Below are 20555 nucleotides of genomic sequence, written 5' to 3' on the forward strand. Positions count from 1 at the left end.
GTGCTTCCTCCAGGCCACCGAGGTTCCCCAATGGAATACGATGAGAATACTTAAGCTTTTATACCCGACCTCCAAACTAAGGACGGTGAATGCTGTGAAGGTTGAAGGATTCGTTGCCTCTCTTAAAAATGCCGAGACCATCGGTGAGCTGTTCAAGATACTCCAGGAGAAGGGCGCTCCGATTGTGGAGCTCGACGGCCAGAGGTTCCTCATCGTTGTTGAGGGCGACTTCGAGGGGAGGAAGTTCTGGACCGAGATAAACGGCGAGAAGGCCAACCAGGCCCTCGGCGATGCGATGCTGAACTCGTCAAGCTTCCCCTTCAAGTGCAAGAGGCCTTACACCGGTGGAAACGTAATCTTCGTGAACTTCGACGACATTGAAGTTGAGAGGTTCCTGGTTGCCTACCGCGACCCGGACTATGGAATATTCTACCTCGTCGAGAACGGTGACGCGAAGGAGATAACGAAGGAGGAGTACGAAAAGCTGATTCCAGAGATGCCGGAGTTCAAAATAAAGAGCATGAGCGAAGAGCAGATGGACATGATGGGGGCCTTCTTCGGGTGAATCAAAGAGAATAATGTGGAAACAGGGGCTCACTGGGAGCCCTTTAGCTCTTTTATCTTCTCCTTGGTTTCCTGGATTCTCTCAACTTTCTTGCTGGCTTTCTCCGCTTTTACTTCCTCTATTTCCCTCCTGAAGGCCCACTTGAGGAGAGGTGGCGTTATCAGGACTGATATTGTAATGAATATCAGCGTCGCCGCTATGAACTCCTGCGCGTGGTCTGGGCTTATGGCACCGCCGTGGATGGCCACCATCAGGTCAACGAGTGCAACCTCAGTCCTCGGAACAGAGCCTATGCCCATCTGGAGCGACATCCAGAAGTTTTCCCTGGTGAAGAGGAAGTCCTTTCCGCGGCCCCAGGCTGTTATCCATGCTCCAAAGCCCCTGCCTACTATCTTTCCGACCACCGCTATGGTAGTCAGTACTGCCGCCAGAACGAGAGCGTTCCTATGCTCGAAGACCTTAAGGTTGAGCATCGCTCCTGTGTGCACGAAGAAGAACGGTATCAACAGGCCGTAGCCAATCGCCCTGACGTCCTCCATGAGGCGCTTTCCTTCCGGGAGCTTCGAGAGGATAAGGCCCATCATGAAGGCGCCCTCAATGGCCGCCGCAAACCAGCCCTCGGCTAAAGCAGCGAAGAGGAACATCATCCCAATGGTCATTCCAAGGATGCCCTTCTCGACGTGGAGCCTCTCGGCGAACCTGATGTAGTAGTCTATGAAGTACCACCCGAGGACGCCGGTTATTATGAAGAAGGCCACGATCTTAACGCTCAGGTCTATCAAACTGCCGCTTCCAACCGCGAAGATAACCAGGGCTATGCCAAGAAAGTCGTCCATAACGCTCGCGCTCAGTGAAGCCGCCCCAACCTCGCTCCTGAGAACGCCTAAGTCCATCATTACCCTAACCGTCAAGCCTATGCTCGTGGCAGTCAGGAGAACGCCGCCGGCGAAGGCTTCTTTACTGGAATAACCCATGGCCATGAGGGCGTACCAGCCGAGGATTAACGGAACGAAAACTCCCAGGAGGGTGGATACGGTTGCGGTAACGCCGGTTTTCTTCAGCTGCTCTACGTCGGTATCGAGGGCACCGAGAAAGAGGAGGAATATTATTCCCAGCTTTGCTAGAAACTCGGATATCTGGGAGACATCGGTGGTAAAACCCTGCCCGCTGACGATGGGCAGGTACTGGGGAGCAACGAAACCGAAGTAAACGAGGTTTCCGAGGAGCATACCCATTATCAGCTCGCCGAGAACGCCGGGGAGCTCAAAACGTTCAATTATGCTGTCCCCTATTTTAGCCAGGATGAGAGCGATGCCTATCGTCGCCAGAAGCCATGCTACTCCTTCCATTGGGCACCACCCACCCTCAAGAGCCTTAAGAACTCGTCTATCAGTATCCTCAGGCTCACTTCACCGACCAGCTTTTCTCCCTCAACAACCGCCAGAACCTGGGCCCTGTACCTCCTCATTTTGTTGAGGGCATCGAGCACTGTGGCGTCTTCTTCTATCGTGAGTGGATGCCTGTCGGCGACGTCCTCAGCCTTGGCGGCCCCTCCGAGGAGGGATTTCAAGCTTTTGCTGGTCATCCCCAGCTTGAACCTGTGGGATTCGGGGGGGAGGAGTATGTCGATTACGTCAAGGTACTTTATAACCCCAACCAGTCCCATGCTCTCCCTGTCCTTGACGACCCATACGTGGTGCCTGGTTCTCAGAACCTTTAGAACGCTTAGAAGGTCAGAATCTGCAGTGACGATTGGCATCATAGTCGTCGAGGGTATTATCTCGGCCAATTTCATGGAGTGAAACTTTTCAAGGGCTGTCTCAACCTCCATAACCACCACCGGACTGAAAATTTAGAAAAAGTCCTCTTAAGGATTTCTGAATCCTAAAAAACAGAAAAGCACAGGAGAATTCACCCCTCAACGGATGTGTGACCAGTAAAAAGGAAACTAACGGCCGAATTTGGCCACGGCACCGATGAAGTAGAAAAGCAGCTTTGCGGCGGTCAGTGCGGTGGGATCTCCCAGCCTTTCGCCGGCCACTTCCATTATGTCAAAGCCGGCTATTCTCTTCTTTTCGGCAAGCCACTCGATGGCCTCAACGACATCCCAGAAAGTCAAGCCACCGGCCTCGGGCGTTCCTGTTGAGGGAACCATCGAGAGGTCGAAGACGTCTATGTCAATGGAGAGATAAATTGGATCGGGGAGGGAAGAGACTAGGTCAACGAAGGCATCGAAGCTGTAGTCCCTCGCGTGAACCCAGCGTATTCCGTTCTTTTCAGCGAACTCCACCTCATCTTTTGTACCGCTCCTTATCCCAAACATCGCCTCCTTAATGCCCAGCTCCGCTATTCTTCTGGCAACGCAGGCGTGGTTGTGGGGGTTGTCCTCGTAGCTGTCGCGGAGGTCGAGGTGAGCGTCGAAGACGACGTAGCTCTTTGGCTTTAACGCTTCAACGGCACCGAGGGTCTGGGAGTGTTCACCGCCGAGGAGTATTGGAAGGGCACTTGGGTTGGCCCTCTTTATCTCTTCAATCGTCTCGCGCACCCTATCGGCTGTCCTCCTGGGATCACCTGCCACCACTGCTATATCACCTACGTCAGCTATCGGAAGCTCAGCTATGTCGATGTCGTAGTCAAGGATGTAGCTCTCGAGGTTCAGCGTCGCGTGCCTGATGAGAGTCGGGCCAAAGCGAGCTCCGGCCTTGAAACTAGTGGTACCGTCGAAAGGAACTCCTACGATTATGAAATCAGCACTTTCCGGCTCGACCAGGGGAAACTCAAGCTTAAGGGTCTCGTAGGTATACAGGAAGTCCATATCCTCACCTCCGGCCGGGGGAAGGGCACCATCTAAAAAAGCTTTCGGGCAAAAATTATTTCTACCCCTTCGCCGTAGTTCTTCAGGTGGTTTACATGGAAAATCCGGTGCTGGAGTGGCTGAAAACGGGGAAGGACGACGCAGAAGATATAGTCGACCTCCCCTGGAGCGTTAAGCAGGTTGGGGAAAACCACTACGTAGCTGAACACCCGAAGATACCATTCCTTCTGAACGTCCTCTTCATGGACGGCTTTGTAAGGCTCGCGGTTCCCTCCGGAATAGAGACTATAGCGATGAGGCTGGAGGACAAGGTGAAGACCTATCATACTCTCCTCGTTCTAAACGAGAGGATGAACCTTCTTAAGTTCACCCTGAGCGGCATGAACGATGAGATAATCCTCCGCGTTGATCTCGATGAAAAGAGCCTTGGAAAGGAGGAGTTCAACGACGCGCTGACCGCGTTGCTTGTTGGAATGAACATTCTCATGGAATCCCTCGGGCTAACTCAAGAGTTCCAGGAGATGATCTTCGAGAGACTGGCCCTGATGGTTCTCGAAAGGATGAAAAACGGGGCAACTGAGAAGGAGATAGTCGAATTTCTGACCAAGAAGGTCGGCATGAGCAAGAATGAGGCTGAGACACTGCTTTCCGAGCTCAAAAAGTCGGTAACGGAGGAGGAGAGGGGATACATTTGAGGTTCGGGGTTCTTTATTCCCCTGTTTTTCTCGAACATAAGCCCAGGGATTATCACCCCGAGAATCCCGGAAGGCTTGAGAGGGCAGTTGGGAGCCTCAAGAGGACGGGGCTCTGGGAAAACGTCATTGGGCCAAAACCCGCCCAGGAGGAAGAGCTCCTCAAGGTTCATAGTGAAGACTACGTTGAGCTGGTGAAGTCGCTGGGAAAAGAATTCACCTACATCGACCCTGACACCTACGTTTCTCCCGGCACGTTCAAAGCCGCACTTACCGCCTTTGGGGCATCAAGGATGGCTGTTGAGCTTGCACTTGAAAAGAGGGGGCTTTATCTGGCTCTAGTAAGACCGCCCGGTCACCACGCCGGAAAATCCGGTAGGGCCTTTAATGCCCCAACTCTCGGTTTCTGCATCTTCAACAACGCCGCCTACGCAGCCAAAGTGGCAGAGGAGAAGATTGGGAAAGTTCTGGTTATAGACTTCGACGCCCACCACGGCAATGGAACGCAGGAGATACTGTGGAACGACGACAGGGCTGTTCACATAGACCTCCACGAGCGTGACATCTATCCGATGAGCGGGTACGAATACGAGGTTGGCGGAAAAGATGCCGAGGGAACGAAGATTAACATCCCGATGCCCCACTATGCTGGCGACGACGACTACGTTTACGCCTGGGATGAAATCGTTCTTCCAGTAATAGCACAGCTCAGACCAAAGCTCATCGTTGTCTCGGCCGGTTTCGACGGTTTTCTCGGCGAGAACCTGACGACGCTCCGCCTTAGTGAGGTCTTCTTCGCCTACGCCGGCTCAACCCTCTCCCGCTATCCGCTCGCAGTCATCTTTGAGGGCGGCTATTCTATCGGCCTCGACAAAGGCCTGCCGGTCTTCATCAGAGGCTACCTCTCGGGAGAGATAAGGGAAGTCCCGGTTACGCCGTCCTATGGGGCCCTAACAACAGTCTCAGCCGTAAAAGAAGTGCAGAGGCAGTGGTGGGGGCTGTAGCTTACCCGGGGGTAAGGAGCTTACCGGGGGGTAAGTTGAAGGTTCCTCACGACTTCCTTAACAACTGGATCCGGGATGGCGTATTCGTTTCCCCTCTGTTCAAGGTAGCCGTACTTGAGGAGGTTCTTCAGGAGGATGGAGAACTTCGCGTCGTTTACCGGCCCCATCTTAAACTCAACGTACTCCTTTATGGTGCTCCATCTGGTATTTCCCATGGCGACGGCTTTCAGTATAACTCCATATCTCCTGCTGTTCTGGATAAGGGATGAAAGCTCCTCCCGGATTAACTTTTCTGCCATGTTAAAGAGCTCATCCATGGCCTCAGAGTGGGAAAGTCCTCTAACTCCGCGAAGGTACCCGTACATCGTGAGCCATCCAACTATGCCGTCGAGTCTCTCAACGGCTTCCTCGATCTCTTTTTCAGCAGGTTCGATACCTATCTCTCCAAACCCCTTTCTGAGGAAGTCCACACTCTCCTCCCGTTTGAACCTTTGGAGCACTATCTCCCTCGCATACCTGCCGAAGAGGGGTTTTTTGGGGTCTTCCAGGCCAAGGAAATCTTGGAGCATTCCCACCTCGGATCCCGTGAGTACAAAGGTTATCGCGGGCAGGGTATCCACTGCATAGGCTATCAGACCGTCGTACCTGATTCCGGAAAGCCTGAGGTATTGGGCCTCGTCAAAGGCAATTATCGCCCTTAGGTTCTCATTTTCGGCCCAGGAGTTTATCTTTTCAAGGATTTCAGCAAGATCCGGTTTTCTCTCGAATTCTACACTCAGGCCTGAGATTCTAAGCCCCCTGATGGAGGACAATGTTTTTTCGAGCCTCAACAGGAGGGATTTGTGTGGCTTAACCGTTGAGAGGAAAGAACTCAAAATTTTCTGTGCCAGAATCTCCTGGGGTATTGAACCGTGGGTGAAATAGAGAGAGCGGACATCTATTTTTGCATAGGGAAATCCCAGCTCAGTGAGGGCGACGTTCAGGAGGGAGCTCTTTCCAAGGCGTCTTATGCCGAGCAGAAGAATCAGATTTTCTCCCAAGTTCACTGCACTCCGAAACTCCCTCAGTTCATTCTCCCTATCGTACAGGTCCTCCCGCTTAGTTTTCGGCTGCAGGTCGAACAGCAACTTACCCCACCGTAAGTTACTTACCCGGGGGTAAGTTATAAGGGTTTCGCAGCGATGACACAAAGGTTCAAGAATGAGAATAAAAAGCGAGAGAAGAAAGAAGAAAGGAAGAAGCAATCAAAGCCCCAGCATCTCCCTCGCGGCCTTAACGCCCAGATCAAAGGCCTTCATGTTTACCTCGACGGTCTTCGGAGGGACGCTGACCTTTATGACCTCCCTTACGTGCTCTGCCGAGAGCGGAAAGCCAGGCGTTTGAGTTAAAGCACCGATAAGGACGACGTTGGTTGTAACGATGTTTCCTGCCTCTATCGCGAGCTTCTCGGCGTCGAAGGCCATGAACTTGCCTCCAAAGTCCTCCTCGATGATCTTCTTCATCTCCTCAAGGGTCGGGTAAGTGGCGAGCCCCATCGAGACCTGAACCGGCGGAATGGGTCTGGAGTTCGTGAAGACAAGGCCACCCTTCTTGAGGTAGTTGATGTATCTCAAAGCCTCAACCGGCTCGAAGGAAAGGATAACATCGGCCTTTCCCTCGGGAACCATGGCGCCGTAAACGTCCTCGCCAAAGCGGACGTAGGCGATGACGCTTCCAAAGCGCTGGCTCATGCCGTGGACCTCGCCAACGCGAACCTTGTAGCCGGCGTGAAGAGCCGCCCAGCCGAGCAGGTTAGCGGCGGTGAGGATTCCCTGGCCGCCGACACCCGTGATAACGATGTTGTACTCCCTCATCTCACTCACCCTCCTCCATGGGCTCGAAGGCCCCAAACGGACATACCTGGGCGCAGCCACCGCAGCCCCAGCACATTGTCGGATCAACCTTGGCCTTCTTGGTCTCTGGATCCCAGTAGATGGCCGGACAGCCGTAGGCGTTGATACATATCTTACAGCCGGTACACTTGTCCTCGATGACGTGGTAGATCGGCCACTTCTCGCCCCTCCTTCTCATCTGGCCTATCCTGTAGAGTGCACACACCTGTCTCGAAACGATGACGCTCACACCGTCGACGGCTAGAGCTTCCTTGATGGCCTTCTCAGTTGCCTTTATGTCATAGGGGTCAACAACCTTGACGAAGTCAGCCCCCATGGCCTTAGCCACGTCCTCTATTGGAATCCTCTTGCCCACTCCATGGGGTGTCTGGCCTGTGCTCGGATTCGGTTGGTCGCCAGTCATTGCAGTGACGAGGTTGTCAAGGACGACTATGACAACGTTGGAGCGGTTGTAGATGGCATTCGCTAAAGCCGGAAGACCGGTGTGGAAGAACGTCGAGTCGCCTATGGTGGCGACTATTATCTTCTTCTCCTTGCCGGTCTTTCTCTCTTCCTCGCCCGGAACGCCATTCAAAGCGACGTCGAGACCGTGGGCCATGCCTATCGAGCCACCCATCGCTATGGTCGTGTCAACTGTCCTGAGCGGCGGGAGAACACCGAGGGTGTAACAGCCTATGTCGCTCGGGAATATCGCCCTTGGCGATGCCGCCCTTCTTATGGCGTAGAAGGTGTTCCTGTGCGGACAGGCCGGACAGAGGCTCGGCGGCCTCGGCGGGACTATAGCCTGAACCTTCTCGTACTTCCTGTCAATCTCCTCGAAGTCTACCGGTGTTTCCATATCGAGGAACTTCGCTATGGCCTCAACCGCCCTCCTCGTCGTCATCTCGTAAACGCGCGGAACGATGTCTTTTCCGTGAATCGGAATTCTAAGGCCTTTATCGTAGGCCCACACCTTCACCTGCTCCTCAACGACAGGCTCAAGCTCCTCAACGATGAGGACCTTCTCAAGCCCATCGAAGAACTTCTCAAGAAGGCCGTAGGGAACTGGATACGGTGTTCCAAGCTTGAGTATCTTCACGTTCTCGACGCCGAGCCATGCTAAAGCCTCCTTCACGTAGGCGTAGCTGAGGCCTGGAGCGATTATACCGACCTTCGCGTTCTCATCGCCTTCAATCCAGTTGAAGGGGCTCTCGTTGAACTCCTCGCGGAACTTCTCGATAGTTTCGAGCAGCCAGGGATGCTTCTTCTTCTGGAATGCCGGTATGTCAACGTACCTCTCCGGGTTCTTCTTGAAGTTCCCGAACTTCCTCTTTGCCTGCTTTATCTCCTCCGGCAGTTCTCCAAGGACGACGTCGCCGCGCATGTGGGAGCTTCTGGTTGTTGTCCTAAGGATTATCATCTGGTTGTACTTCTCGCTTATCTCGAAGGCGTACTTTACCATGTCCTTGGCTTCCTGGACGCTTGAAGGCTCCAAAACGGGAATTCCAGCGTTCTTGGCTATCGCCCTTGTGTCCTGCTCGTTCTGGCTGCTCCACATGCTCGGGTCGTCGGCGACCATAACGATTAGCCCGCCGTCAACTCCCATGTAGCTGGCGGTCATGAAGCTGTCCATGGCAACGTTCAGGCCCACGTGCTTCATGGCCGTCATGGCCCTTAGGCCGCTCCAAGAAGCAGCTAAAGCCGTCTCAAACGCTACCTTCTCGTTGGTGGAGTACTCCATGTAGACGCCGGCCCTTTTGGCGACGGCCGCCATCGTGTCGGTAAGTTCAGAACTCGGCGTTCCGGGGTAGGCGGCAAAGACAGCTATATTGCCCTCCAAAGCTCCCCTGGCTATCGCCTGGTTGCCGAGGAGGAGAACCCTCTCCCCGGGCTTGTCCCACAACACTATGTCGGTAACTTTCGCCATCTAAACCGCACCTCCAGATATCTCATTAAGGTATTCATCAAGTTGGGTTTCGTCCAAAACATAAAACGCTCTAATACCCATCTTCCTGGCACGGGCCACCATATCCTTGTCAGATGATATGAGCATCGCGTTGAACTTCTTGGCGGTTGCTATGAAGTAGGAATCCGCGGCCCTTGGATGAATCTTCCGGGCTATCGTCTTTGCATCCTCGAAGATCCAGTCTTCAGAGACCTGGAGAACCTTTGCCTCAAGGTATTCCAGGGTTAAATCAACTGCTTCCTCTTTACTGGTTAGTCTCTTCACTAAGCTTATGGTTTCAACTACTCCCAGGCGGGGCATTAGTAGGGGAATCCCCCTGGCTTCAGCCGCGGAGATTGCCCTTCTCGCCAGTCTGTTTCTATCTTCTTTACCTTTAACCGGAATGATTGAGTCAATGAATGCCGATGTGTCAACCACGAGCATTTCGCATCTCCCGCAGGATTCTGTGGGGATCCTCCTTAACTTCACCTACCAAGGCCTTCATTCTCTCGTAAAGGTCGTCTATGGTAATGGGATGAATAGGAGTTTTGGAGACCTCTCTCTTATGAGAATCCGCTTTAGCCTCCACCATTCACTCCCCCTTCAAAACCCCAGCGTTCTTCGCCTGCTGGACGAGTGCATATGCGCCAGCGGCGACATCTTCCGGCCTCTCGTAGCTCGGAATTCCGTTCTTCTCAAGCAGTTCCTTGGCCTTCTCACTCACGTAGCCGGCCATGAAGAGGCCGAGAACTGGCTTGCCATTGTTTACTTCCTTAACTGCCCTGATTACTCCTTCAGCGTGCTCCGTCGGTGTCATGCCGGCGAAGGTAGGGACGACACATATGGCTATGAGCATGTCAACGTTCTTGTCCTGCAGGAGGGCCTTCGCCGTCCTGTAGTAGTCTTCTCCTCTCGCGGAGGCTATCATATCAACGGGGTTCTTCACTGCCGCCATCGGCGGGAGGAAGGAGCGCAGCTCTTCTATGGTTTTCTCCTCAAGCTCGGCAAGCTTGAGTCCGCGCTTGTCAAGCTGATCGGCGGTCAGAACTCCCGGACCGCCTGCGTTGGTCATTATGGCAACGCGCTTGCCCCTGGGCAGGGGCTGTGTGAAGGCCCTCGCCATGCTGAGCATGTCGTCTATGGTCTCAGCTATGAGAACGCCGCTCTGCTTGAAAGCAGCTTCATAAATCTTCCAGCTTCCCGCCAGAGAACCGGTGTGGCTTGAAGCAGCTCTTGCACCGCTCTCGCTCCTTCCGGCCTTGAGGGCTATAACGGGCTTCTTCTTGGTGACTCGCTTGGCAACCTCAATGAACTTCCTTCCGTCCTTAAGGCCCTCGATGTAGAGGGCTATCGCCTTGTCCTCCTCGGTGTCAGCCAGATACTCCATAAGCTCGGCGAAGTCGAGGTCTGCCATGTTGCCGACGCTCACGAACTTTGAGAAGCCGATTCCCTCTTTCACCGTCTTGTAGACTATTCCAGCTCCTAAGGCACCGCTCTGGCTGACGAAGGCTATGTCGCCTTTCTTGGCGTCCATTATGAAGGTCGCGTTCATGTCGTTGTGGGTGTTCATAACGCCGACGCAGTTCGGGCCGATGAGCCTCATGCCGTACCTGTGGGCAATCTCCACCAGTTCGCGCTCCTCCTTCTTGCCCTCCTCGCCGATTTCACCGAAGCCAGCAGTTATAATGACCGCTCCCTTGACGCCCTTTTCGCCACAGTCAATAAGCGTCTGCTTTACAAACCTCTTCGGGACGACTATTATTGCCAGATCAACCTCGTCCGGAATGTCCTTCACGTTCTTGTAGGCCTTAACGCCCTGAACGACCTCGTCCTTGACGTTTACGGGGTAGACCTTCCCGTCTTTGTATTTTTTCAGGTTCTTGAAGACCTCGTAGCCGAGTTTAAGCGGATCATTTGATGCTCCGATAACAGCTATTGCCCTCGGCTTGAAGAAGTAGTCGAGACTCATTAACCTCACCGTTTAAACCTCCACCGAATCGTATATAAGCTTTCCCAAAACGGTCATCGGAGAATTATAGAGCACTGTTGGGCCTTTTGAGTCACTGACGAGCCTAATTGGTCATCGAAAGCTTTAAGTAAGCTCGGGTTATTTTAATTTGGAGGTGGTGGAGATGGTGAAGGTGAAGTTTCTGGGCCACGCTGCATTCTACATCGAAGGGAGCAAGAAAATCCTCATAGACCCGTTCCTCAGCGGCAACCCGCAGGCGGCAGTCAAGCCGGAGGAGCTTGAGGCCGACCTTATTCTGGTTACCCACGCCCACGGCGACCACATAGGTGATGCCATAGAGATAGCCAAGAGAACGGGAGCTAAGATAGTAGCAATGTATGATATTGCCAACTACATCAGCCAGCAGGCCAACGGCCAGGTTGAGACGGTAGGGATGAACTACGGGCCGACGGAGGTTGACGGCGTTGGCATAATTCAGGTTCCGGCCTGGCACTCCAGCAGCGACGGCGTTCACAGCATAGGCAATGCCTCGGGCTTCATAGTCAAGCTCGACGGGAAGACGATCTACCACGCCGGCGACACCTTCGTGTTCTCGGACATGGCCCTGTTCAGCGAGCTCTACGGGCCGATTGACGTTGCCCTGCTCCCGATAGGAGGCCACTTCACCATGGGGCCAAGGGAAGCTGCCAAGGCCGTCGAGCTGTTGAAGCCGAGGAAGGTCGTGCCGATGCACTACAACACCTGGCCGCCGATCGCCCAAGATCCGGAGGAATTCAAGAGACTCGTTGGCAATAAGGCTGAAGTGGTTATTCTCAAGCCGGGCGAGGAGATTGAGGTTTGAAGAGGTTTCGGTTCTTTTTTTACTTTAAAACATTATTCGATAAGAAAGGGCGCATTCTAGTGTCTTCTGTTGACTATATATGAAAACTCCAAACCACGATTTAACTCCAATCACAAAATTTATATATCCACCCCCTTTTAATCAAATGTCATTAAATATCATTAAAGCTGGAGGTGTTTAAGATGGCTGAGGAGAAGAAGTACACGACTGTTTCCATACCAAAGCCGCTCTATGACAAGATAAAGGCCAGGATAGAGGGCACCGGATTCACTTCGGTTTCCGACTACGTGACCTACGTTCTCCGCGAGGTTCTTGCTAGTTTAGAAGAGGAGGAGAAGGAGGAAGTCTTCACCGAGGAGGAGGAAGAAAAAGTCAAGGAGCGCCTCAGGGCACTCGGCTACCTCGACTGATTTCATTTTTGGGTGATAACAATGGTTTCAAAGCCCCACGGCGGCAAACTGGTCAGGAGGCTCGTTGCCGAGAGAACCCGCGAGAGGATCCTGAGCGAGCAGAAAGAGTACCCGCGCGTTAACATCAACCACGGAAGGGCCATAGACCTCGAGAACATCGCCCACGGCGTCTATTCTCCGCTCAAAGGCTTTCTGACTAGTGACGACTTTCAGAGCGTCCTCGACCACATGCGCCTGAGCGACGACACCCCATGGACGATTCCGATAGTCCTTGACGTGAGGGAGAAGACCTTCGAGGAGGGAGACGCGGTTCTCCTCTACCACGATGGTTTACCGATAGCCAGGATGCATGTTGAGGAAATATACACCTACGACAAAAAAGAATTCGCCGTCAAGGTCTTCAAGACCGACGATCCAGCCCATCCAGGAGTGGCCAGGGTAATGGGCATGGGCGACTACCTCGTCGGCGGCGAGATAGAGCTCCTCAACGAGCTGCCGAACCCCTTCGCCAAGTACACTCTGAGGCCGGTCGAGACAAGGGTCCTCTTCAAGGAGCTCGGATGGAAGACGATAGTGGCATTCCAGACGAGGAACGCCCCCCACGTCGGCCACGAGTACGTCCAGAAAGCGGCCCTTACATTCGTCGACGGCCTCTTCATAAATCCGGTTCTCGGAAGGAAGAAGAAGGGCGACTACAGGGACGAGGTCATAATCAAGGCCTATGAAGCTTTATTCAAGCACTACTATCCAAAGGACGCCGCGACCCTCGCGACGGTCCGCTACGAGATGCGCTACGCTGGCCCAAGGGAGGCGATTCATCACGCCATAATGAGGAAGAACTTCGGTGCGACCCACTTCATCGTCGGAAGGGATCACGCTGGAGTTGGCGACTACTACGGGCCATATGAAGCATGGGAGATGTTCGACAACTTCCCTGACCTCGGCATAACCCCGATGTTCATCAGGGAGGCCTTCTACTGCAGGAAGTGCGGTGGCATGGTCAACGCCAAGATATGTCCCCATCCCAAGGAGTTCCACGTCCACATAAGCGGCACCAAGCTCAGGAAGATGATAATGGCCGGCGAGCAGCCGCCGGAGTACATGATGAGGCCCGAAGTCTACGAGGTCATCCGGAGCTTTGAGAACCCCTTCGTGGAGTGATTTCCTCTCAAATTTTTATCCGGAGGAATGAGCATGCACCTCATAGTTCACCACTGGGACACGGACGGGATAACCTCGGCTGCGCTTCTCGTGAGGGCCCTTGGGCTGGAGGAGTTCACAAACATAACCGCCCCAATAGGCGAGTTCAGGTTTGATGAGAGGATATGGAACGCCATTGCAAGAGCGGAGACGCTCTACGTCCTCGACTTCAACGTGCCGAACGAGGTCGAGAAGGTAAAGATTCCGACCATCTTCATAGACCACCACACCCAGCCGAGAATCAAAAACCCCCTCGTGGAGCAGGTGAACCCCTCGCTGGAAGGCAATTATTACCCCTCCAACTCCCTCGTCGTCTCGGAGTACTTTGGAATATGGAACGCGTGGAGCGCCCTCGGCGTCGTTGGCGACATCGGAGAGAAGGCCTTCGAGCTAGAGACCGTTAACGAACTCCTCCGGAAAGCGAGCCTATCGCGGGCGGAAGCCTTAAGGCTGGTAGAGCTAATCGACTCCAACTACATCGCGATGGAGAGGGAGGCCGTCGAGGGAGCGGTGACAGTTCTCCTTGAGAGCGAAATCAAAGACCTTCTCGAATACGAACCCTGGATCAAAAAAGCGGATGCGATAAAGGAGGCCATAGATGGCGCCCTTTCAAGCGTTGAGGAGAAAAACGGCTTTGCCTTCGTGGAGTTCGAGAGCCCGTTCAACATTATCTCCAAGGTCGCGAGAAAGCTCGTCTGGGAGATGGGCTATAGAGGAGCGGTCGTCGTAAACAGGAACTTCCACGGGAAAGCTCAGGTCTACTTCCGGATCTCCCCTGAGGAGGCGGAGAGGAGAGACATGGGTAAAGTCATCACTCGCCTTAGGGAGCTTGGAACGAACGCTGGCGGAAAAAGGGAGGTTCTCGGCTGCGTCTGTGAGAGGGATAAAATCGAAGACGCACTCGCAATCATTGAGGAATACCTGAGGTGAGAGTTATGGAGTTTGAAAAGAAGGTTAGGGAAGGAATGGAGAACACCAAGCGTGTCTTCGTCATAGGCCTTGATTCGGCCCCACCGGAGCTTCTGTTCAACCGCTTCATTGACGACATGCCCAACGTCAAGAGGCTCTTAGAGAAGTCCGTTTACGGCCCTATGCAGACCGGAATTCCTGCGATAACCATCCCGATGTGGATGGTGATGGTCACTGGAAAGACACCGGGCGAGCTCGGCCTCTACGGCTTCAGGCACAGAACTGGCTATTCCTACACGGACTACTGGATAGCCCACAGCAGGAAGGTGAAGGAAAAGACACTCTGGGACTACCTCGGCGAGCGCGGGAAGGAGTCGATAATAGTCGGCGTCCCGCCGACCTATCCGCCAAAGCCCATTAAGGGCCACCTCGTCAGCTGCTTCATAACCCCCGATGCCAGTGTCGACTACACATATCCCAAGGAACTCAAGGGCGAGATAGAGCGCCTCGTCGGCGAGTACATATTCGACGTCCCCTTCAGGAAGGAAGCCAAGGACGAGGTGAAAGAGGGCATCTGGGAGATGACGGAAAAGCGCTTTGAGGTGATAAGGTACCTCCTCCAGGAGAAGGACTGGGACTACTTCCACTTCGTCGAGATAGGCTTGGATAGACTCCACCACGCCTTCTGGCGCTACTTCGATGAAAACCACCACCTCTACCCGGGCAAGGGCAACAAGTACGAAAACGTCATCCCTGACTACTACAAGCTTCTCGATAAGGAGATAGGCGAAACCCTCAAGCTCATAGACCTCGACGAGACGGCCGTCTTCATAGTTTCTGACCACGGAATAAAGGCCATGCACGGCAACTTCGCCGTGAACCAGTGGCTGGCCGAGGAGGGCCTGCTGAAGGTCAAGAACCCTGAGGTTCTCCACGACGGGAAGGTCAAGCGCTTCGAGCAGATTGAAGTCGACTGGAAGGAGACCACCGCCTGGGGATGGGGCGGCTACTACTCCCGCGTATTCCTCAACGTCCTCGGAAGGGAGAAGGAAGGGAAGATACCGCTATCGAAGTTCGAAAAGGTGAGGGATGAGATAGCGGAGCAGATAAAATCCATACGCGGCCCCAACGGAGAGACGTGGGACACAAAGGTGTTCTACCCCGAGGAAATCTATCCTGAGGCGAGGGGCAGCAAGCCGGACATAATGGTCTACTTCGACAACCTCAACTGGCGCGCGGCCGGAACCGTTGGACATCCAACCAACTACCTGCCGGAGAACGACACCGGGCCTGACGATGCGAACCACTCCGAGTTCGGGGTGTTCTCAATGTACTTGCCCGGCTTCGACGAGAGCAGGGCAACTCAGCTAACCATCTACGACTTCGCACCGACGATACTCCGGCTCTTTGGAATAGAGGAGCCGATAAAGGATATGCACGGGAGGAGCATCCTCTAAGCTTTCGTTTCCCCCATTCCATCCAGCCTTTAGAATTGGAGGGAGCTGAAATGACAGGACTCAAAAACCTCGAAAAAGGATTCACAATCTGGCTTACGGGGCCAAGCGGTGCCGGGAAGACGACTCTGGCCGTTAAGCTGGCGAAAAGGCTGAGGGAGATGGGCTACCGCGTGGAGATACTCGACGGGGACACGATAAGGAAGACCCTCTATCCGGACCTCGGCTTCTCAAAGGAAGCGAGGGAGATGCACAACAGGGTTGTAATTCACATGGCCAAGCTCCTCAGCAGGAACGGCGTTATAGCGATAGTTTCCCTGATATCACCGTACAGAGCGGTTCGCGAGTACGCTAGGAAGGAGATAGGGGACTTCATCGAGGTCTACGTCTACGCGCCCCTAGAAGTCAGGATCCAGCGCGACCCCAAGGGGCTCTACGCCAAGGCATTGAGGGGAGAGATAAAGGGCCTTACCGGCTACGACGGGGTCTACGAGGAGCCTGAGAACCCAGAAGTTACGGTGGACAGCTCGAAGATGACCCCCGAGGAGGAAGTTGAAGCCGTCATAGCGAAGGCCCGCGAGATGGGCTACCTGCCCTGATTTTCAAAGGGAGGGAGGGCGTTGGATCCAACCTTCATCGGGCTGGGCTTTGTAGTGGGCTTTCTCGTCGGTCTTACGGGAGTTGGTGGTGGGGCGCTGATGACGCCCTCCCTAATATTCCTCGGCGTTGAGCCGCTGACGGCGGTCGGAACCGACCTCCTTTACGCCACGGTCACGAGGGTCTTCGGCGTCTTCTTCCACGGGAAGAAGGGCAGGATAAGGTACGACATAGCACTGAGGCTCTTCGCTGGGAGCGTCCCTGCAATAATCCTCGGGGGAGTGCTCCTCCGCTGGATTAATAAGGAAGTCCTCAACAAGTACCTTACCCTGCTCCTCGGTGTTATTCTGATAATGAGTGCAGTCCTGAGCCTTCTCAAGGGTGAAATCCACATTCCGATAAGACCCAGATGGGCCTATGTCTATCTGCTCGGCTTCGTGGTGGGCCTGACCGTCCAGTTCACCTCCGTTGGGGCAGGCGTTATAGTGAGCTTCACCCTCATGAACGTGGCCAGGCTCGAACCGAAGGAGGTGGTTGGCGTGACGATAACCTACGGCCTGGCCCTCTCAACTTTCAGCTTCCTGAACTATGCGAGCGTCGGGAGCGTCGATTATGGAATAGCGTCCCTCCTCATCCTTGGAACGGTTCCCGGAGTTTACCTTGGCACTCACGTGAGTAGAAACGCGGACGGGGCGAAGCTTAAAAAGGCGATAAACATCATAATCCTGCTGATAGGACTCTTCACACTGATGAGCAGATGAATGGAATGAGTGGGTATGTGAATTTGTCCGGGGAAGCAAAAGTGCCATTTTGAGAAGGCATACTATGGCCTCCTCCCCGCCCTAAAGGGCGAGGCCTGTTGAAAGAAAAACCTCAAAGATTGAAGTCAGAGCACTCCTAAAGCTCAGAGGCTAGAAAACAATAACCGAGCTCGGCTCATTTACATTTTTCTTCTGAAAGTCTCATCCCAAGGCAAGGAGAAGGCCCAGTGCATTTTTCACTTCGGTTTTACCACTTTTGGAGCGCTGGGAATAATCTCATCTTTCGACCTGGGCAAACTAGAGGTCTAGGAATTCACGATTCATTTAACTCACTCATTCTTCACTCCTTACCAAGAGTTTTAATGTTTTTAGATACTTCTAAAATCTCCCTAAACCCCTCACGCTTGAATTTCATACACGCTTCAAGTTCTCTCTTAAGATAGTCTATCATCAAATCTTTCAGCTGTATTTCCCTTTCAAGGGAAGATATCTGCATCCCCAAGTAGAACATATTCATCCAGCAGTTTGCCTCCCTCTCAAAGAGCTCTCTTTTTCTGGTGAATCGCCTAAATCCGGGAGAAGAAAATTTCTTCCCCAGCTCCTTCTTGTAAAAATTCCATATACCTCTGGCTTTGTAAGTATCTGGGGCGATAACCATGTTAAGTTTCATAATGCCAAACCTCATCTCCTCCAAGATTTCTTTGATGTCCTCGAGAACGGTGGGAAATAGAAGGGAATGTTTTTCTTCGTCCTCCATAAGTTGTCTCAGGTAGCTCCATCCCTGCTTGTTTATGCTGTACATATATTTGTAGCCACAGTTGTATCTCTTTCCCTTCTTGTTTTCACACTCCCTTGGAACCTTCCGACGCCTGAGGAAGCCCATCATATATAACCTACGGAGATCGTTGGATATCAGCTTTGGTCTCACCCTCTCAAGGAGCTTTATCAGAGTCTTGAGGGTCATCGAATGAACAGAGTAACGTTATCTACCATGTCTGGATTAGCTTGTCAACTTCACTCAGGATAACATCACTAACACACCAATACCAAGCCGTAGTGCTGCTCCACGTGCCGGTAAACATAGAGGCCTTAGTTCAAGTTCAAGAGGACTAATACTCTCAGCATAGATCATCCCGAACAATGGCATGTCTGATTCCGCCTCTTCAAGGACGAGGACGAAGAACTAGAGCCTCCTCCACCGCGAGACAGGAACTACGACGATACAGACACCAAGAACCTGATCCTCAAAGCAGTAAATGGGAACGATACAGCGCTTGAAGCTGAACGTTAAAGTCCGTTGAGAACTTGTGTAACCCTTCTAACTACGTTATAGTTATGTAATAGAATTTAGAATTGCTTATAAACCTTTGAGTACTATATAACAAGCATGAGGGGGGATAAGAGGAAGAAGTCAAAGATAGAAGAGCTCATCAAGAAAGGCCTAGGAACAAGCGAAATAGCCAGGCAGCTAGGCGTCACTCCGGCTTACGTTTCAAAGGTCAAAAGAGAGATCAGAAATAAACGGATGATTAACGAAGGTGAGCGCGAGGCTGAAGTCTTTAAATTGTTGAAAGAGGGCAAATCTCCTGTGGACATTGTAATAGAACTCAAACTTCCTGCAGAGGAAGTTAACAGGATATACGAGAAATATCTAGAACTGAATAACCTTCCTCCTGTGACACAGCTCGACATTATGGATTATGTTGATGAGAGCTGTGAATCCATTAGAGAGGAGATTCTTGGTGAAATCCGGGAGTACATACAAAGGGCTATCACAGAGGTTCACAGAAAGCTGAGTAAAGACGTTGAAGAAATCCAGGCTAAAACAGAGGAACTCGGGAAGGAGAAGGATGACATGAAAAAACTCTTGATCTGGAGTATAGGAGAGCTTAGTAGGATCCTAGCACAGATCTCGATTGAGAGCTTAATAGAGCGTATGATTGTGGTGCAGAGCTTTCCTGAAACGCTTAGCAAATCACAGCTCTCCATGTACCAAGAGGCCGCTGAGGATGCATGTAAAATGTTCATCCTATCCAATCCAAATCCATCTGAAGTTCAAAAGATTGTGAGCAAGCTTGAGACATTTAAACAATCCTTTGAGATGTCAGGAGATAAAGAAGCGGTGAACAGGATAAACGTTCTCTTGAAGATACTAACCAAATACCAAGTTAAAACGGGATGATATTTAACTTCTGATTAACTCCCAATTTACCTGAATTTACCCAGTTGGTTTATCCTAAAAACACTGGGGAGATGCCCGGTTTATTGGGTAGCTTGGTTTTTAACTAAAGTTAACTGCCCTTTAGTTAAATTAAACTTTGTAGCTGAGTTAATAAACTGAGGTGAGATTGCCCTCTGTTTGGTGTAAACTTTTATGGAGAAGCTGTTTTTGGATCTTTAATTGGTTAACACTTTAGGTTTTTATTGTATGGCAGAGGATCTTTGATTGCAAAGCTTTGAAGTTGCGTGAATTTTTCACGCGACTTCAGCAGGGATCATCAGTTAAGACATGATCTTTTTGAGGGGCTGAGCGGCCAATAACCAGTTGGTGTGGGTCACCAGCTTTCTCTTTAGGCTCACGGTTTCATCACAAAACAAAAATGTCTTATTAGCATTTGGAAGTGAGTTTAACTGGCCTATCTTGGGATCACGCGTGAAAAATTCACGCGGGCTACAGCGGTTCGAAAAGCAAATCAATGACGTGGCGGAAACATTGAGACAAAACTTTGACTAAAAAGCATCAAGACCCAGACTTACTTTTGTGGTTTGTAATGCGAGAGCAGGAGAACCTCTATCACGTCCCCGGGTTTTATCCCCATAACTTCTCTTAAGGGCTTGGGGATGAATATAGAGCCCTGTTCACCAACACGGGCCATAAAAGTGCCCTCCTTTGGCCTTTTATCACTTTCATATTTCAGTATCTTAACCTCGACGAAATCACCGCGCTCTATACCGTAGAACTTTCTCGTGCCAGCTGGGATTATTATCCTGCCGATTTTGTGGACAATCACGTGAAACTTCGCCAGGACTTCCATGCTAATCCCCTAACAACTTCCTCATTTTGTTTTTAATATGCTTTTGGGTGTCCAAAAACTTTAAATATCATTTTATGTGATTTTACATCAGAAAATGATGTGGTGATTGAAATGCTGAACCTTGACGAGGCTGAGGAAATCCTCGAAAAGATGAAGCTCAGGTTCCTCATCCAGGAGAAGGCCAAGATTGTTGGGGCCGAGGTGCTGGATTCAGTAGCCATTCTAAGAGGTGACCGCCTCTTAGTTCTCTTGCTCTTTGATAAGAGACCAAAGACTGTTAAGTTCCGTAACTCTGATGTAGAATTCTGGCTCGTCTGGAGAAGTGGGAAGAAGGTATACGCCCAGAATGTGAAGGATGAAGAGGTTATTCCTCTTGAGGTTGGAGAAGTTGATGCTTTCATAGACTTGATGCTTCAATGAGTTCTTTGCTATTTTTACAAAAACCATCGCCCTTCAGGAGATAGGCAAAACTTTTAAGATAGCTCAT

General features: G+C 52.0%; 23 protein-coding genes. 12 read left to right on the forward strand and 11 right to left on the reverse strand.

Features of this window, described 5'->3' with window-relative positions:
- Positions 1-94 precede the first annotated feature (94 nt).
- Positions 95-565 carry a hypothetical protein gene (locus tag A3K92_RS07245; RefSeq protein WP_088885620.1) on the forward strand — a complete coding sequence of 157 codons (471 nt, stop codon included), beginning with the start codon at positions 95-97 and terminating at the stop codon, positions 563-565.
- Positions 566-594: 29 nt separating this feature from the next.
- On the opposite strand, the gene A3K92_RS07250 is transcribed toward A3K92_RS07245, so the two are convergent.
- From A3K92_RS07250 to speB, 3 genes are all read right to left on the reverse strand, one after another.
- Positions 595-1914 carry a cation:proton antiporter gene (locus tag A3K92_RS07250; protein ID WP_088885621.1) on the reverse strand — a complete coding sequence of 440 codons (1320 nt, stop codon included), beginning with the start codon at positions 1912-1914 and terminating at the stop codon, positions 595-597.
- A complete protein-coding gene (locus A3K92_RS07255) occupies positions 1902-2396 on the reverse strand; it encodes a CBS domain-containing protein (RefSeq protein WP_088885622.1) in 495 nt (164 codons plus the stop codon). The genes A3K92_RS07250 and A3K92_RS07255 overlap by 13 nt, the downstream gene beginning before the upstream one ends.
- 117 nt (positions 2397-2513) lie before the next feature.
- On the reverse strand, positions 2514-3380 hold the full coding sequence (gene speB, locus A3K92_RS07260) for an agmatinase (protein WP_088885623.1): 867 nt from the start codon (positions 3378-3380) through the stop codon (positions 2514-2516).
- A 95-nt stretch (positions 3381-3475) separates the two neighbouring features.
- Between speB and A3K92_RS07265 the strand changes: the two genes are divergently transcribed.
- Both A3K92_RS07265 and A3K92_RS07270 read left to right on the forward strand, forming a co-directional pair.
- A complete protein-coding gene (locus tag A3K92_RS07265; RefSeq protein ID WP_088885624.1) occupies positions 3476-4075 on the forward strand; it encodes a DNA-binding protein in 600 nt (199 codons plus the stop codon).
- Positions 4072-5076: a histone deacetylase family protein gene (locus A3K92_RS07270; RefSeq protein ID WP_088885625.1), complete on the forward strand. Its 1005-nt coding sequence runs from the start codon at positions 4072-4074 to the stop codon at positions 5074-5076. Before A3K92_RS07265 ends, A3K92_RS07270 begins: the two co-directional genes overlap by 4 nt.
- 20 nt (positions 5077-5096) lie before the next feature.
- On the opposite strand, the gene A3K92_RS07275 is transcribed toward A3K92_RS07270, so the two are convergent.
- From A3K92_RS07275 to A3K92_RS07295, 6 genes are all read right to left on the reverse strand, one after another.
- Positions 5097-6203: an AAA family ATPase gene (locus A3K92_RS07275; RefSeq protein WP_088885626.1), complete on the reverse strand. Its 1107-nt coding sequence runs from the start codon at positions 6201-6203 to the stop codon at positions 5097-5099.
- 117 nt (positions 6204-6320) lie between these two features.
- On the reverse strand, positions 6321-6929 hold the full coding sequence (locus tag A3K92_RS07280) for an indolepyruvate oxidoreductase subunit beta (protein ID WP_088885627.1): 609 nt from the start codon (positions 6927-6929) through the stop codon (positions 6321-6323).
- A gap of 1 nt (position 6930) precedes the next feature.
- Positions 6931-8874: an indolepyruvate ferredoxin oxidoreductase subunit alpha gene (iorA, locus tag A3K92_RS07285; RefSeq protein ID WP_088885628.1), complete on the reverse strand. Its 1944-nt coding sequence runs from the start codon at positions 8872-8874 to the stop codon at positions 6931-6933.
- Positions 8875-9336, reverse strand: a complete 462-nt coding sequence (locus tag A3K92_RS07290; RefSeq protein WP_088885629.1) for a type II toxin-antitoxin system VapC family toxin — start codon at positions 9334-9336, stop codon at positions 8875-8877. It abuts the gene before it with no gap.
- The gene (locus tag A3K92_RS09485) at positions 9323-9484 is read right to left on the reverse strand and encodes a hypothetical protein (RefSeq protein ID WP_198361933.1); all 162 of its coding nucleotides are present in this window, start codon (positions 9482-9484) and stop codon (positions 9323-9325) included. The genes A3K92_RS07290 and A3K92_RS09485 overlap by 14 nt, the downstream gene beginning before the upstream one ends.
- Positions 9485-10861 carry an acetate--CoA ligase family protein gene (locus tag A3K92_RS07295; protein WP_088885630.1) on the reverse strand — a complete coding sequence of 459 codons (1377 nt, stop codon included), beginning with the start codon at positions 10859-10861 and terminating at the stop codon, positions 9485-9487.
- A gap of 163 nt (positions 10862-11024) precedes the next feature.
- Here A3K92_RS07295 and A3K92_RS07300 point away from each other — a divergent pair, with 163 nt between their 5' ends.
- The 7 genes from A3K92_RS07300 (at position 11025) to A3K92_RS07330 (ending at position 17033) form a co-directional block, all read left to right on the forward strand.
- Positions 11025-11702 carry a metal-dependent hydrolase gene (locus A3K92_RS07300; protein WP_088885631.1) on the forward strand — a complete coding sequence of 226 codons (678 nt, stop codon included), beginning with the start codon at positions 11025-11027 and terminating at the stop codon, positions 11700-11702.
- A 182-nt stretch (positions 11703-11884) separates the two neighbouring features.
- Positions 11885-12112 carry a ribbon-helix-helix domain-containing protein gene (locus A3K92_RS07305; protein WP_014788819.1) on the forward strand — a complete coding sequence of 76 codons (228 nt, stop codon included), beginning with the start codon at positions 11885-11887 and terminating at the stop codon, positions 12110-12112.
- 21 nt (positions 12113-12133) lie between these two features.
- Entirely contained in the window at positions 12134-13273 is a 1140-nt protein-coding gene (gene sat, locus A3K92_RS07310) for a sulfate adenylyltransferase (RefSeq protein WP_088885632.1), read from the forward strand.
- A gap of 33 nt (positions 13274-13306) precedes the next feature.
- Positions 13307-14242, forward strand: coding sequence for a DHH family phosphoesterase (locus A3K92_RS07315; protein WP_088885633.1), 936 nt, complete (start codon positions 13307-13309; stop codon positions 14240-14242).
- Positions 14243-14247: 5 nt separating this feature from the next.
- Positions 14248-15678 carry an alkaline phosphatase family protein gene (locus tag A3K92_RS07320; protein WP_088885634.1) on the forward strand — a complete coding sequence of 477 codons (1431 nt, stop codon included), beginning with the start codon at positions 14248-14250 and terminating at the stop codon, positions 15676-15678.
- Between the two features lie 50 nt (positions 15679-15728).
- Complete coding sequence (gene cysC / locus A3K92_RS07325; RefSeq protein WP_088885635.1) at positions 15729-16274, forward strand: adenylyl-sulfate kinase; 546 nt, start codon at positions 15729-15731, stop codon at positions 16272-16274.
- Positions 16275-16295: 21 nt separating this feature from the next.
- Entirely contained in the window at positions 16296-17033 is a 738-nt protein-coding gene (locus A3K92_RS07330; RefSeq protein WP_088885636.1) for a sulfite exporter TauE/SafE family protein, read from the forward strand.
- Between the two features lie 340 nt (positions 17034-17373).
- Here the strand turns inward: A3K92_RS07330 and A3K92_RS07335 are convergent, their stop codons facing one another.
- Positions 17374-17919: a hypothetical protein gene (locus tag A3K92_RS07335; RefSeq protein WP_157722437.1), complete on the reverse strand. Its 546-nt coding sequence runs from the start codon at positions 17917-17919 to the stop codon at positions 17374-17376.
- A 501-nt stretch (positions 17920-18420) separates the two neighbouring features.
- Here A3K92_RS07335 and A3K92_RS07340 point away from each other — a divergent pair.
- A complete protein-coding gene (locus A3K92_RS07340; RefSeq protein ID WP_088885638.1) occupies positions 18421-19215 on the forward strand; it encodes a hypothetical protein in 795 nt (264 codons plus the stop codon).
- A 571-nt stretch (positions 19216-19786) separates the two neighbouring features.
- Here the strand turns inward: A3K92_RS07340 and A3K92_RS07345 are convergent.
- Positions 19787-20068: an AbrB/MazE/SpoVT family DNA-binding domain-containing protein gene (locus A3K92_RS07345; protein WP_088885639.1), complete on the reverse strand. Its 282-nt coding sequence runs from the start codon at positions 20066-20068 to the stop codon at positions 19787-19789.
- 111 nt (positions 20069-20179) lie between these two features.
- Between A3K92_RS07345 and A3K92_RS07350 the strand changes: the two genes are divergently transcribed.
- Positions 20180-20488 (forward strand): hypothetical protein, encoded by a 309-nt coding sequence (locus A3K92_RS07350; RefSeq protein WP_088885640.1) that lies wholly within the window; start codon positions 20180-20182, stop codon positions 20486-20488.
- Positions 20489-20555: the final 67 nt, after the last annotated feature.

The organism is Thermococcus gorgonarius, assembly GCF_002214385.1.
Classification (GTDB): domain Archaea; phylum Methanobacteriota_B; class Thermococci; order Thermococcales; family Thermococcaceae; genus Thermococcus; species Thermococcus gorgonarius.